The following is a 13741-nucleotide window of genomic DNA, read 5'->3' on the forward strand; positions in this document are numbered from 1 at the left end:
CAGCCCACCATGCCCGTCCGCCCCGCCGCCCGGTCGCGCGCCTCCGACGCCTCGCTGCGGCCCACCGGCGCCTTCGGTCGCCTGGGCCGCCATGACACCGACCCGCCGATGGCCGAGATCAACATGACGCCGCTGGTTGACGTGATGCTGGTGCTGGTGGTGATCTTCATGCTCACCGCCCCGCTGCTGGCCAGCAGCGTGCGGCTGGACCTGCCACGCACCGACGCCGCCCAGCCCGCCGCCACACCGGCCGCCATCACCGTGGTGGTCGACAAAACCGGCCAGGCCTTTGTGGCCGACCGCCCCGTCACGCTGGACCAGCTGGCCGCCGAACTGGCCCGCCAGGCCGCCGACCAGCCCGACACCGAGTTGCAATTGCGCGCCGACGCGGCCGTGCCCTATGGCCTCGTCGTGCAGGTGATGGGGGTGGCACAAAAGGCCGGTCTGAACCGCATCGGCTTTGTGGCCGAGCCCCTGTCCGGCCCGACGGCCAACGCCCGGCGCTGAAACGCCCCCGGCGACTGGCCCCCAGCGCCTAAAATCGAGCGCTTCGGGCCCCTTTGCCGCGCCCACCATCTGCCATGAACGACAAATACAACCACACCGAGGTCGAGCGCGCCGCGCAAGCCCACTGGACCGCTCAGGACGCCTACCGCGTGACCGAGGACCAGGCCAAGCCCAAGTACTACGCCTGCTCCATGCTGCCCTACCCCAGCGGCAAGCTGCACATGGGCCATGTGCGCAACTACACCATCAACGACATGCTGACCCGCCAGCTGCGGATGAAGGGCTTCAACGTGCTGATGCCCATGGGCTGGGACGCCTTCGGCCTGCCGGCCGAGAATGCGGCGCTGAAGAACAAGGTGCCGCCGGCCGCATGGACCCACGACAACATCGCCTACATGAAGAAGCAGATGCAGGCCATGGGCCTGGCCATCGACTGGAGCCGCGAGGTCGCCACCTGCGACCCGGCCTACTACAAGTGGAACCAGTGGCTGTTTCTGAAGATGCTGGAAAAGGGCATCGCCTACCGCAAGACCCAGGTCGTCAACTGGGACCCGGTGGACCAGACCGTGCTGGCCAACGAGCAGGTCATCGACGGCAAGGGCTGGCGCACCGGCGCCACGGTGGAAAAGCGCGAAATCCCCGGCTACTACCTGAAGATCACCGACTACGCTCAGGAACTGCTCGACCATGTGCAGGTGGGCAACCCCCAGGCCACGCTGAACGGCTGGCCCGAGCGGGTGCGGCTGATGCAGGAGAACTGGATCGGCAAGAGCGAAGGCGTGCGCTTCGCTTTCCCGCACCAGATCGCCGGCGCCGACGGCGCACTGATCGGTGACGGCAAGCTGTATGTGTTCACCACCCGGGCCGACACGGTGATGGGCGTGACCTTCTGCGCCGTGGCACCGGAACACCCGCTGGCGGTGCACGCTGCGGCCACCAACCCGACGCTGGCCGCCTTCATCGAGGAATGCAAGCAGGGCGGCACCACCGAGGCCGAACTGGCCACGCAGGAGAAAAAAGGCCAGCCCACCGGGCTGGTGGTCACCCACCCCATCACCGGCGCCGAGCTGCCGGTCTGGGTGGGCAACTACGTGTTGATGGGCTATGGCGACGGCGCAGTGATGGGTGTGCCGGCGCATGACGAGCGCGACTTTGCCTTTGCGCTGAAATACGGCATCGAGATCCGCCAGGTCGTGCTGGTCGATGGCGAGCATTTCGACTATGAACGCTGGCAGGACTGGTACGCCGACAAGCAGCGCGGCGTGACGGTGAACTCCGGCAACTTCAGCGGCCTGCACCACAAAGAAGCCGTGGACGCGGTAGCCCATGCGCTGGCCGAGCTGGGCCTGGGCGAGAAAAAAACCACCTGGCGGCTGCGCGACTGGGGGGTGAGCCGCCAGCGTTACTGGGGCACGCCCATCCCCATCATCCATTGCGCCGAACACGGTGCGGTGCCGGTGCCGGAAAAAGACCTGCCGGTGGTGCTGCCGCAGGACTGTGTGCCCGATGGCTCGGGCAACCCGCTGCACAAACACGAGGGCTTCCACGCCGGCGTGACCTGCCCGGTGTGCGGCCAGCCCGCCCGCCGCGAAACCGACACCATGGACACCTTTGTCGACAGCTCCTGGTATTTCATGCGCTACTGCGACCCGCAGGCCAACCAGATGGTGGCCGAAGGCACGCAGTACTGGATGCGTGACGCCCAGTCTCCATCGGGGGGAAGTGGCATGGACCAGTACATCGGCGGCATCGAGCACGCCATCCTGCACCTGCTGTACGCCCGCTTCTGGACCAAGGTCATGCGCGACCTGGGGCTGGTGGCCATCGACGAGCCCTTCACCAAGCTGCTGACCCAGGGCATGGTGCTGAACCACATCTACAGCCGGCGCACCGGCAAGGGCGGCAAGGAGTACTTCTGGCCGCACGACGTCGAGCATGTGCTGGACGACACCGGCAAGGTCACCGGCGCCAAGCTGAAGAACGCGGTCGACAGTGCCGACGGTCTGCTGCCCGTGGGCACGCCCATCGCCTACGAAGGTGTGGGCACGATGAGCAAGAGCAAGAACAACGGCGTCGACCCGCAGGACCTGATCGAGAAATACGGCGCCGACACCGCCCGCCTCTACACCATGTTCACCGCGCCGCCCGAGGCCACGCTGGAGTGGAACGACGCCGCGGTGGAAGGCAGCTACCGCTTTCTGCGTCGGGTCTGGAACTTCGGCGCCAAGCTCGCCACGGCGGCGCTGTTCACCCAGTCGGCCGGTGCCACGCCGACCGGTACGGTGTTTGACAAGCGGTCCAAAGCCTTGCGGCTGGAGGTGCACCAGGTGCTCAAACAGATCGACTACGACTACCAGCGCATGCAGTACAACACCGTGGTGTCGGGCACCATGAAGCTGCTCAACGCGCTGGACGATTTCGGCCTGCCGCAAAGCGCCGCCGACGCGCTGGCGCTGCGCGAGGGCTTTGGCATTCTGCTGCGCTGCCTCTACCCGGCCACGCCCCACATCGCCCACGCGCTGTGGACCGATCTGGGCTACGCCGCCCAGGGCGAACTGCTGGACGCACCCTGGCCGGTGGTCGACCCGCAGGCCCTGGTGCAGGACGAGATCGAGCTGGTGCTGCAAATCAACGGCAAGCTGCGCGGTGCGGTCACCGTGCCGGCCCAGGCCGACAAGGCCACCATCGAGGCGCTGACCCTGGCCAGCGAGGCCTTCACCAAGATCGCCAACGGCGCCGCCCCCAAGAAGGTGGTGGTGGTGCCTGGCCGTCTGGTCAACGTGGTGCTGTGAGCATGTTGCGCCGCCACTTTGTTCGCACGGCCGCCCTGGGTGGGCTGGCCATGACCCTGGCCGGCTGCGGCTTCACGCTGCGCCAGGCCCCCACCTTCGACTTTGCCTCGCTGTATGCCGGCTTTGCGCCCGGCTCGGCGCTCGGTGCCCAGTTCCGCCGCAGCATGGCCAGCAACAGCCAGGTCCAATTGCTGCCCCAGGCCCAGGCCATGGACGCCGACGTGCGGCTGGAGGTGCTGACCGACCTGCGGCAAAAGGTGGTGGTGGGCATCGGCCCCACCGGCCAGGTGCGCGAGTTCGACCTGCGGGTCTTGTTCAGATTCCGTCTGGTTTCGCGCGACGGCATTGAACTGATTCCGGCGGTGGACATCGCCCAGAACCGCTCGCTGAGCTTCAACGAATCGGTGGCCCTGGCCAAGGAAACCGAAGAAGCACTGCTGTACCGCGACATGGAAAAGGAAGTGGTCAACCAGCTGCTGCGCCGCCTGTCCACCATCCGCCTGGCCTGAGCCCCAAGCGATGCAGCTGGCCCCGTCGCAACTCGCTGCCCATTTGCGCAAGGGGCTGCGGCCGCTGTACGCCTTGCACGGCGACGAGGCTTTGCTGGTGCAGGAAGCCGCCGACGCCATCCGCGCCGAGGCCAAAGCCCGGGGGCACACCGAGCGCACGGTGTTCACCGTGGCCGGCGCCCATTTCGACTGGAGCAGCGTGCTGGCCGCCGGCAGCGCCTTGAGCCTGTTTGCCGACAAGCAACTCATCGAGGTGCGCATCCCCACCGGCAAGCCGGGCAAGGAGGGCAGCGTGGCCTTGCAGCAGCTGGCCGCGCAGTCCGAGGGCCAGAGCGACACCGTGACCCTGGTGCTGCTGCCCCGGCTCGACAAGGCCACCCGCACCGGCGCCTGGTTCAACGCGCTGGAGCAGCATGGCGTGACGGTGCAGCTGGAGGCGGTGGAGCGGGCCGCCCTGCCCGGCTGGATTGCCCAGCGCCTGCAGGCCCAGGGCCAGCGGGCCGAGGGCGGCGAGGCCGGCCAGCGGGCGCTGCAGTTTTTTGCCGACAAGGTGGAGGGCAACCTGCTGGCCGCCCACCAGGAGATCCAGAAACTGGACCTGCTCTACCCCGAGGGCGAGCTGACGCTGGCGCAGATCGAACAGGCGGTGCTGGACGTGGCCCGCTACGACGTTTTCAAGCTCGGTGAGGCCGTGCTGTCGGGCCAGGCGGTGCGGGCCCAGCGCATGCTGGACGGGCTGCAGGCCGAGGGCGTGGCCGAAGTGCTGGTGCACTGGACGCTGGCCGAGGACATCCGCACCCTGCACCGCTTGCGCACCGCGGTCGACGCCGGCCGGCCCATCCCGATGGCCTTGCGCGAGCAGCGGGTCTGGGGCGCCAAGGAAAGGCTGTTCGAACGCGCCCTGCCGCGGCTGGACCGGGCCCGCACCGACCGCCTGCTGGCGGCCGCCCATGCGGTGGACGGCATCGTCAAAGGCCTGCCGCGCGCCGGCTGGCCGGCACTGCCATGGCAGGCGCTGCAGCAGCTGGCCATGCTGCTGTGCCGGGCCTGCGGGCCGACGGCCGCCAAGGCCCGCTGACCTGAACCGCCCCCCGCTCAGTGCGAGCGGATCATCGTGCCGTAGGCCTGGTCGGTCAGGATTTCCAGCAGCATCGCGTGCGGCACCCGGCCGTCGACGATGTGCACCGCGTTGACCCCGCTCTTGGCGGCGTCGATGGCACCGGCCAGCTTGGGCAGCATGCCGCCGCTGATGGTGCCGTCGGCAATCAGCTCGTCGATCTCGCGCGGCGTCAGCTCCACGATCAGCTCGCCCTGTTTGTCGAGCACGCCACGGATGTTGGTCAGCATCACCAGCTTCTCGGCCTTCAGCACCGTGGCCAGCTTGGCCGCCACCAGGTCGGCGTTGATGTTGTAGCTCTCGTTGCGCTCGCCAAAGCCGATGGGGCTGATGACGGGAATGAACTGGTCGTCCTGCAGCGCCTTGACCACCGCCGGGTCGATGGCGGTGATCTCCCCCACCTGGCCGATGTCGTGTTCCTTGCTGGGGTCGTCCTTGTCGGCCAGCTTCATCTGGCGCGCACGAATGAGCCCGCCGTCGCGCCCGGTCAGGCCCACGGCCTTGCCGCCGGCGGCGTTGATCAGGCCCACGATGTCCTGCTGCACCTCACCGCCCAGCACCCACTCGACCACTTCCATGGTCTCCTCGTCGGTGACACGCATGCCCTGGATGAAGGTGCCCTTCTTGCCGATCTTGGCCAGCGCGTCGTCGATCTGCGGGCCACCGCCATGGACCACGATGGGGTTCATGCCCACCAGCTTGAGCAGCACCACGTCCTCGGCAAAATCCGCCTGCAGCTCGGGGTCGGTCATGGCGTTGCCGCCGTACTTGATGACCAGGGTCTTGCCGTGGAACTTGCGGATGTAGGGCAGGGCCTGGGCCAGGATTTCGGCCTTGTCACGTGCTGAAACTTGGCTGCCGGGGGCTTCGCTGGATTGGGGGGTGTCGCTCATGGGAAGAAACTCGGGTTGGCAATGGCCCCGATTGTGACGCAGCTCAGCGCCGCAGCCACTCCGGCACCTTGAAGCGGATGATGGCCACATAGGCCGCCACATAACTCACCACAAACAGCAGGCAGAAGCCCACCAGCACCGGCGTGTTGTGCCAGAACAGCACCGCCGGCACCACGCTCAGTACGGTGAAGCCCCACAGGTAGGGCGAGGTGCGGTTGTTGCGCACCAGCATGCGGCGGGCGTCGTCTTCGTCGAACACCTCACGCACGATGCGGCGGTAAATCAGCTGGTGGAAATGCAGCGCGTCGGCCACGCCCGGCGAGCTGCCCCGGGCCAGCTTGCGGTAGATGGAAAACAGCGTCTCCCACACCGGGTAGACCAGCAGCAGCATCGGAAACCAGGGCGACACACCGGGGTGGCGCTGCACCAGCATGATGCTGGCCATGGCAATCATCACGCCCCACAAATAGGCCCCGCCATCGCCGGCGAACAGCAGGCCACGCGGGTAGTTCAGCAGCAGAAAACCGGCGGTGGCACCGGCCAGGCCCACCACCATCGCGGCCAGTTGCCGGTCGCCCACCTGCAGCGCCACATGCACCAGCGCCAGGCTGATCAGCAAGGCCACCGTGCCCGACAAGCCGTTGTAACCGTCGATCAAGTTGAAAGCGTGGGGCAGGCCACTCACGGCCACGAAGGCGATCGCCACACCCAGCCAAGGCCAGGCCAGCAGACCGGCATCGAGCCAGGGCAGACCGGTGCGGCCGACCGCCAGCGCCAGCAGGCCACAGGCCAGGGCCGCCGACAAACAGGTCAGTGCCAGCCGCCAGCGCACCGCCAGCCGCTGCGTCAGGTCTTCCACCACACCGCCCAGCACCGCCGGCAGTGCCGCCAGCAGCCACATGCCCACCCAGGGACCACTGAGCTGCACATTGGGTCCGCCCCCGTCCAGGTCGAACACCATGGCCGCACCCCAGGCCAGCGCCATGCCCAGCAGGATGCCCACGCCACCCAGCCGCGGCACATCGCCCTTGTGAAAGCGCTGCGGGGTGGTCTGGCTGTAACGCCTGGCATGGCCGCGCGCTGTGCGGATACAGAAAACCGCAGAGGCCAGCGAGGCCACGAAACTCAACACGAACAACAGCACCATGAGGGGATTGTCCCTCAGTCAAGCGCCCTGGCCGCACCCGCCAGACGATGGAGCGTCAGGCCGGCGTGACCGGCGTCATTCGGTGGTGAACATGGCCGAGGTGGCCAGACCCGTCTGCAGGCTGGCCTCCACCTGGGTCAGGTCCTGCGGGCTCAACAGCCCCGCGGCCGAACGCAGCCGCAGCCAGGCCATCAGGTACTGGAAGCGGGTTTGCGCGAGGTCACGCGCCACCAGGTAGCTCTGCTGCTCGGCGTTCAGCACATCCAGCGGGACACGCACGCCGCCCTGCACGCTGCGCTTGGTGGCCTCGACCTGCAACTGCGTGGTCTCAAAGGCTTTTTCCAGCGCGCGCACCCGCAGGGCCCCGCTTTGCACCGCATTGAACTGCTTGCGCAGGTCCACCTGCACGGTCTGAATGGCGTCGTCCAGGTCGGCCTCGGCCCGGCCGCGGGCCGCCAGGGCCTGGCGCACCTGGGCGCTGACGCGGCCACCCGAAAACAAGGGCACGTTCAACTGCACGCCCAGGCTACGCTGGGCGAGGTTCTGGTTGATGGTGTTGACCGATTCGGACGCGCTGCGGCTGATGGCCGCCACCAGGTCCATGCGGGGCAGGTGACCGGCTTCCACGCGGCTCACCTCTTCCGTCGCCACCGCCAGCGCCTGGCGACGGGCCTCGATGTCGCTGTTCTGCTGGATGGCCAGGGTCTCCCATTCGGCCAGCGTGGCCGGCTGCAGCGTGAACAGCGGCAACTCCTTGACCAGGCGCCGCGGCACGGGTTTAAGCCGCGGGCCGATGATGGCAGCGAGTTCGGCGGTCAGGTTGTTCCGCGCGTTCTGGGCCTCGACAATCTGGGCCTGGGCCACCTCGTAACTGGAACGGGCCTCGAACACATCGGTCTTGGTGCCTTCCCCCAGCCGCAACAGGCGCTGGCTGCTGGCGACCTGCTGGCCCAGCGTGGCGGCCTGGGCCTCGGCCAGCGCCAGTTGCTCCTGCGCCAGCAGCACGTTGCTGTAGGCCTCCAGCATGCGCAGGATCAGTTCACGTTGGCGCGTGGCAAACACCGACTCACCGAACAGCGATTGCGCCTCGCCCTGGCGGTTGCGGGCGGTGGCGTCCAGGTTCAGCAGGGGTTGGCGCAATTGCAAGACCCGACTTTCGCTCTGGTAGGACAGGTGGTCTTGCGCGACGCCGATCTTGCGGTCGAGTTGCACCTGCGCCTGTGAGGCGCTGAACGACAGGTCGGGCAACAGGTTGGCCCGGCCCAGAATGCGGGCTTCCTGGCTGCCCTCGAATTCGCGCAAGGCGCTCCTGAACTTGGGGTCGTGGGCCCGTGCCGCTTCAAAGGCCTCGGTCAATCCCTCGGCACTGGCCCATGGCGCGGCGGCCAGCACCAGTAGCAGGACCAGCCCCCGCCAGGGGGAACAGCAGGTGGTCATGGCGTCACTCCTCCGACATGGACGTGGCCAGCCGGTCGCGGATGGGCTTAAACAGATAGCTGAACAGCGAGCGCTCACCGGTTTTGATGAACACCTGGACCGGCATGCCGGGACGGATCTGCTGCGAGGCCAGGTCTTTCATGCCGGCCGGGCTGACCTTGGCCTTGAGCTTGAAGTAAGGCTGCTTGGTGGCCTCATCGACCAGCCGGTCTGCCGACACCACCGTCACCTCACCATTGACATGCGGGGTCTTGTGCTGGTTCAGCGCCGGGAAGGTCATGTCCACCGGCAGGCCGGGGTGGACCTTGTCGATCAAATGCACCGGCACCTGGCCTTCGATTTCCATGGGCTGGTTCTGCGGCACGATGTCCATCAGGCGGAAGCCGGCCGGCACCACACCGCCCGAGGTGAAAACGGCCAGGCTGACCACCACGCCCTCGACCGGCGAGCGCACCTCGGTGTTGAGCATCTCGAACTCGGCCGCCGTCAGGCGGCTGGCCAGGGTTTCGGCGTCGCGCTGGGTGTCGGTCAGCTGGGTGCGGACCTCTTTCTGGTACTCCTCGCGCCGTTGCAGCAGCCGCAGCTTCAGCTCGATGGCCTGGCTTTGCAGTCGGCCCAAAGCGGCCTGGTCGTCGGACAGGGCGGCATTGATCTGGGCGTACTGGCGGTCGATCTCCAGCATGCGGTTGCGCGGCACATAGCCCACATCGGCCAGTTCGCGCATGCTGGCCAGCTGCTCCTTCAGCGACTCCTGCTGCAGCTTGCGGCTTTCGCGGCCACTGACGATGCCTTGCTGCTGGGCCTCGACGCCCCGGATCGCCTCCTGGGTGGCCGACATGTCGCCGGCCAGCGAGGCCCGGCGACTGGCAAACAGCTGGCGCTGCAGGGACAGGGCCGACGCCACCACCGGCTCGTTGCCGCGCGCCAGCAGGTCGGGCGGGAAGGTGATGCGGTCGGCGCTGCCCAGCTCGGCCAGCAAACGGGCCTGCACAGCGCGGGCCGACACCAGTTGCGCCCCCAGCACCTCGGCCTGGGCCTTGGCCTGGGTGCTGTTCATGCGCACCAGCACCTGCCCGGCCTTGACCACCGCGCCCTCGTCCACCAGGATCTGGTCGACGATGCCGCCGGTGGGGTGTTGCACCGTCTTGCGGTTGCCGTCGACGATCACCGTGCCGGGCACCGGCACCCCCTGGTCCAGCGGCGCAAAAGCCCCCCACAGGATGAAGCCCAGCACCCCCACCAGCACCACCACCCAGCCAATGCGCGAGAACATTTTTTCGTCGATGCGCGACAGGCTTCCAACGGAAGCCGCGACGCGGGGCACGGCATCGGTCACCGGCGCAGCGTCGGCTGTCGGACGGGTTTCAGAGGTGGTCATGATGCCTTGCTTTCTGTGGCCTTCGGGGGCGCACTGGCCAATGCCGGCGCCGGCGCCGCAGCGGCGTTTTTGCGGTTCAGCGCATCCAGCACCTCGCGGGTGGGACCGAACGATTGCACCACGCCGTCCACCAGCACCAGCAGCTTGTTGGTGACACTGAGCAGGCTGGTGCGGTGCGACACCACCACCACCAGCGCACCGCGCTGTCGCAGTTGCACGATGGCGGCGGCCAGGGCGCGCTCGCCCACCTCGTCAAGGTTGGAATTGGGTTCGTCCAGCACCACCAGGGCCGGGTTGCCGTACAAGGCCCTGGCCAGACCGATGCGCTGCTTCTGGCCGCCGGACAGGCCACCACCGCTGTCACCCAGCGGGGTGTCGTAACCATTGGGGAAACGCAGCACCAGTTCGTGCACGCCGGCCAGCTTGGCGGCGGCAATCACCCTCTCGGCATCGACCTCGCCGAAGCGGGCAATGTTCTCACTCACCGTGCCGGCAAACAGCTCGATGTCCTGCGGCAGGTAACCCACATGGGGGCCCAGTTCATCTTTGTTCCACTGGTAGATGTCGGCCCCGTCCAGCCGGACCTTGCCGGCCACGGCAGGCCAGACGCCCACCATCACCCGGGCCAGCGACGACTTGCCCGAGGCGCTGGGGCCGATCACCCCCAGCACGTCGCCCGGCGCGACCGCGAAGCTGATGCCACGCAGCACCAGGGTCTGGGTGCCTGGAGGGGCGGCGGTGACGGCCTCGAAGCTGATCTGGCCCTTGGGCACCGGCAGCGACATGCCCGCCACCCGTGGCGGGTTGCTGGCCAGCAGGGCGCTGAGGCGCTCGTAGGCACTGCGCACCGAGGCGAACTGTTTCCAGATGCCGATCAGCTGCTCCACCGGGCTCAGCGTGCGGCCCATCAGGATGGAGGCACCAATCATCATGCCGGGCGAGATGCTGCCTTCGATGGCCAGCAGCGCACCCAGGCCCAGCACCAGCGACTGCATGGCCAGCCGCACGAACTTGGTCACGGCGGTCACGGTGGCGGCCTTCTCGCTAGCCTCGGCCTGCAGGTGCAGGAACTTCTCGTGCAAGGCAAACCAACGCTGGCGCAGGCCGGGCAACATGCCCATGGCCTCGATGACCTCGGCGTTGCGCAGGTTGTTGGTGGCGGTCTGTGACGAGGCCACCGACAAGGTGCTGGCCTCGCCCATGGGCTTGCGCGACACCGCGTCATTGGCCCATGCCAGCAACAGCAGCAGCACCGCGCCGCCCAACGCGAACAGGCCCAGATAGGGATGGAACCAGAAGATGACGATCAGGTAAATCGGGAACCAGGGCGCGTCGAAAAATGCGAACAGGCCATTGCCGGTGACGAACTGGCGGATGGTGGTCAGGTCGCCCAGGGCTTGGCCGGCATTGACGCCGGCCTTCTTCAGGTTCTGTTCGAAAGCGGCGGTGTAGATGCGGTGGTTGAGCTCCATGTCCAGCCGCGCGCCCACCCGGATGATGACCAGGCTGCGCACATACTCCAGCCCGGCCATCAGGGCAAACAAGCCCAGCATGATCAGTGTCAGCATCAACAAGGTGGTCTCGTTGCGGCTGGGCAAGGCCCGGTCGTAGACCTGCAGCATGTAGATCGACGGCACCAGCATCAGCATGTTGACGATGAAGCTGAAGATGCCCACCGACCGGAAGGCGCTCTTGAACTTCAACAGCGCGTCGATCAGTTCACCTTGCGGTTGTTTTTGGGGTGATTTCATGGGCGAGGAAACAGGTCTGAGGGGCGCAGTGATCGCGCTGGTGGCTGACTGCAGCCTGCGCGGGGTCATTCTATGCGGGCCCATGCAAAAGGGCGCCCGTGGGCGCCCTGGGTGCTGACAGCGGGGACGCGTCAGAAATGGATGCCGCGCAGCATCTGCTGCATGGCCACGGCCTCGGCCGACAACTGGGCCTTGGCGCCCTTCTCGCCCTTGGCGGCAGCCGAATCGGGGAACATGCGGAAGCTGGTGTTCATTGCGATCTGGGCCACCCGCGGCACCAGCGCGTGCATCACCTGGCCGGCAATGCCCAAACGGGTGGCGATGCGCACCGGCTTGAAGATGCAGGCCTGGGCGATCAGGTCGGCCGCTTCTTCGGGGCTCAGCGTAGGCACGTTGTCGTACATCTTGGTGGGCGCGATCATGGGCGTGCGCACCAGCGGCATGTTGATGGTGGTGAAGGTCACCCCCTGGTCGGCGTATTCGCTGGAAGCGCAACGGGTCCAGGCGTCCAGGGCCGACTTGCTGGCCACATAGGCCGAGAAACGCGGCGCGTTGGTCAGCACGCCGATGGAGCTGATGTTGACCACATGGCCTTTGCGCTTGCCCACCATGCCAGGCAGCAGGCCCATGGTGACCCGCAGGCAACCGAAGTAGTTCAGCTGCATGGTGCGCTCGAAGTCGTGGAAGCGGTCGTAGCTGGACTCGATGGCGCGGCGGATGGAGCGGCCGGCGTTGTTGATCAAAAAGTCCACCCCGCCGTGGTTCTCCACCAGCAGCTGGGTGAAGCGGTCGCAGTCGGCCATGTCGGCGATGTCGGCCGCGTAGGCAACGAACTGGTAGCCCTTGGCCTTGGCTTCGGCACAGGCCTCGTCCAGCTTGTCCTGGTCACGGCCGCAGATGACGGTGATGGCGCCGGCCTCGGCGAACTTGTGCGCCGCCGCCAGGCCGATGCCCGACGAGCCACCGGTGACCAGCACCACCTTGCCGCCCACCGTGCCCTTGAGCGAGCGGTCAATGTGCAGGTCGGGGTCGAGGTGACGTTCCCAGTAGTCCCACAGCCGCCAGGCATAGTCCTTCAGGTTGGGACAGGCCACGCCGGTGCCCTTGAGCATGGCCTGCGTGTCGCGGCAGTCAAAGCGGGTCGGGTAGTTGATGAAGTTCAGCAGGTCTTCCGGCAGGCCGAGGTCGGTCATCACCGCGTTGCGGATGCGGCGCACCGGCGCCAGCGCCATCAAGCCCTTCTTCACGCTCTTGGGAATGAAACCCAGCAGCGCGGCATTGATGAACAAATTCATCTTGGGCGCGTGTGCGGCCTTGCTGAAGATGTCCAGCACATCGCCCACGCGGTAGCCCACCGGGTCGACCAGGTGGTAGCACTTCTTGGCAATGCCGTCCTTGTGGCTGATGGCGTCCAGCGCATTGACCACGAAGTCGACCGGCACGATGTTGATGCGGCCGCCCTCCAGGCCCACCGCCGGCATCCACGGCGGCAGCAGCTGGCGCATGCGCTGGATGACCTTGAAGAAATAGTAGGGGCCGTCGATCTTGTCCATCTCGCCGGTTTCGCTGTCACCCACCACCATGGCCGGACGGAACACCGTCCACTTGCCCTTGCATTCCTGGCGCACGATTTTTTCGCTCTCGTGCTTGGTCATGAAATAGGGGTGGTCGTAGTTCTCGGCCTCGTCGAACATGTCCTCGCGGAACACCCCCTCATACAGACCGGCGGCGGCGATCGACGACACATGGTGGAAATGGCCGGCGTCGATGGCCTTGGCCAACTCCACCGTGTGGCGGGTGCCGTCGATGTTCACCGCGACCTGACTTTCCTCGTCGGCGCCCAGGTCATAGACCGCAGCCAGGTGGTAGAAATGGTCGATCTGGCCTTTGAGCTTTTTGATGTCGTCGGCCGACACGCCCAGCTTCTTGGCGGTCAGGTCGCCAAACACCGGCACCACGCGGGCCGCGCTGACGCCCCAGTACTCGCGCAGGGCCGCCACCTTGCCGGCGCTTTCCTGGCGGATCAGAAAGTGCACCACCGAGCCTTTGCGCTCGAGCAACTTCTTTACCAGTCGCTTGCCGATGAAGCCGGTCGCGCCGGTCACAAAATACTGCATGTTGATCTCCGTTAGGTCGTCCATTCTTGCTCAAAGAAATGCACGCCAGGTTCAGCACAAACCCGGGCAATCCCTAGGTGGCCGGCCCTAGGG

General features: G+C 66.9%; 10 protein-coding genes. 4 read left to right on the forward strand and 6 right to left on the reverse strand.

What is annotated here, in order from left to right:
• Positions 1-9: 9 nt before the first annotated feature.
• The 4 genes from AC4BAR_RS14155 (at position 10) to holA (ending at position 4886) form a co-directional block, all read left to right on the forward strand.
• Positions 10-507 (forward strand): ExbD/TolR family protein, encoded by a 498-nt coding sequence (locus tag AC4BAR_RS14155; RefSeq protein WP_490628530.1) that lies wholly within the window; start codon positions 10-12, stop codon positions 505-507.
• A gap of 74 nt (positions 508-581) precedes the next feature.
• The gene (leuS, locus tag AC4BAR_RS14160; protein WP_490628531.1) at positions 582-3299 is read left to right on the forward strand and encodes a leucine--tRNA ligase; all 2718 of its coding nucleotides are present in this window, start codon (positions 582-584) and stop codon (positions 3297-3299) included.
• A 2-nt stretch (positions 3300-3301) separates the two neighbouring features.
• Positions 3302-3808: an LPS-assembly lipoprotein LptE gene (locus tag AC4BAR_RS14165; RefSeq protein WP_490628532.1), complete on the forward strand. Its 507-nt coding sequence runs from the start codon at positions 3302-3304 to the stop codon at positions 3806-3808.
• A gap of 10 nt (positions 3809-3818) precedes the next feature.
• The gene (holA, locus tag AC4BAR_RS14170) at positions 3819-4886 is read left to right on the forward strand and encodes a DNA polymerase III subunit delta (protein WP_490628533.1); all 1068 of its coding nucleotides are present in this window, start codon (positions 3819-3821) and stop codon (positions 4884-4886) included.
• A 17-nt stretch (positions 4887-4903) separates the two neighbouring features.
• Here holA and argB read toward each other — a convergent pair whose 3' ends face one another.
• The 6 genes from argB to AC4BAR_RS14200 all read right to left on the reverse strand — a co-directional run bounded on the left by argB (position 4904) and on the right by AC4BAR_RS14200 (position 13648).
• Positions 4904-5818 (reverse strand): acetylglutamate kinase, encoded by a 915-nt coding sequence (gene argB / locus AC4BAR_RS14175; protein ID WP_490628534.1) that lies wholly within the window; start codon positions 5816-5818, stop codon positions 4904-4906.
• 43 nt (positions 5819-5861) lie between these two features.
• Positions 5862-6965 (reverse strand): glycosyltransferase family 4 protein, encoded by a 1104-nt coding sequence (locus tag AC4BAR_RS14180; RefSeq protein ID WP_490628535.1) that lies wholly within the window; start codon positions 6963-6965, stop codon positions 5862-5864.
• Between the two features lie 75 nt (positions 6966-7040).
• Positions 7041-8402: a TolC family outer membrane protein gene (locus tag AC4BAR_RS14185; RefSeq protein ID WP_490628536.1), complete on the reverse strand. Its 1362-nt coding sequence runs from the start codon at positions 8400-8402 to the stop codon at positions 7041-7043.
• A 4-nt stretch (positions 8403-8406) separates the two neighbouring features.
• Complete coding sequence (locus tag AC4BAR_RS14190) at positions 8407-9780, reverse strand: HlyD family type I secretion periplasmic adaptor subunit (RefSeq protein WP_490628537.1); 1374 nt, start codon at positions 9778-9780, stop codon at positions 8407-8409.
• The gene (locus AC4BAR_RS14195; protein ID WP_490628538.1) at positions 9777-11531 is read right to left on the reverse strand and encodes a type I secretion system permease/ATPase; all 1755 of its coding nucleotides are present in this window, start codon (positions 11529-11531) and stop codon (positions 9777-9779) included. Before AC4BAR_RS14195 ends, AC4BAR_RS14190 begins: the two co-directional genes overlap by 4 nt.
• A 131-nt stretch (positions 11532-11662) precedes the next feature.
• The gene (locus AC4BAR_RS14200) at positions 11663-13648 is read right to left on the reverse strand and encodes an SDR family oxidoreductase (protein WP_490628658.1); all 1986 of its coding nucleotides are present in this window, start codon (positions 13646-13648) and stop codon (positions 11663-11665) included.
• Positions 13649-13741 lie beyond the last annotated feature (93 nt).

It is taken from the genome of Rhodoferax sp. SPJ4, assembly GCF_058216275.1.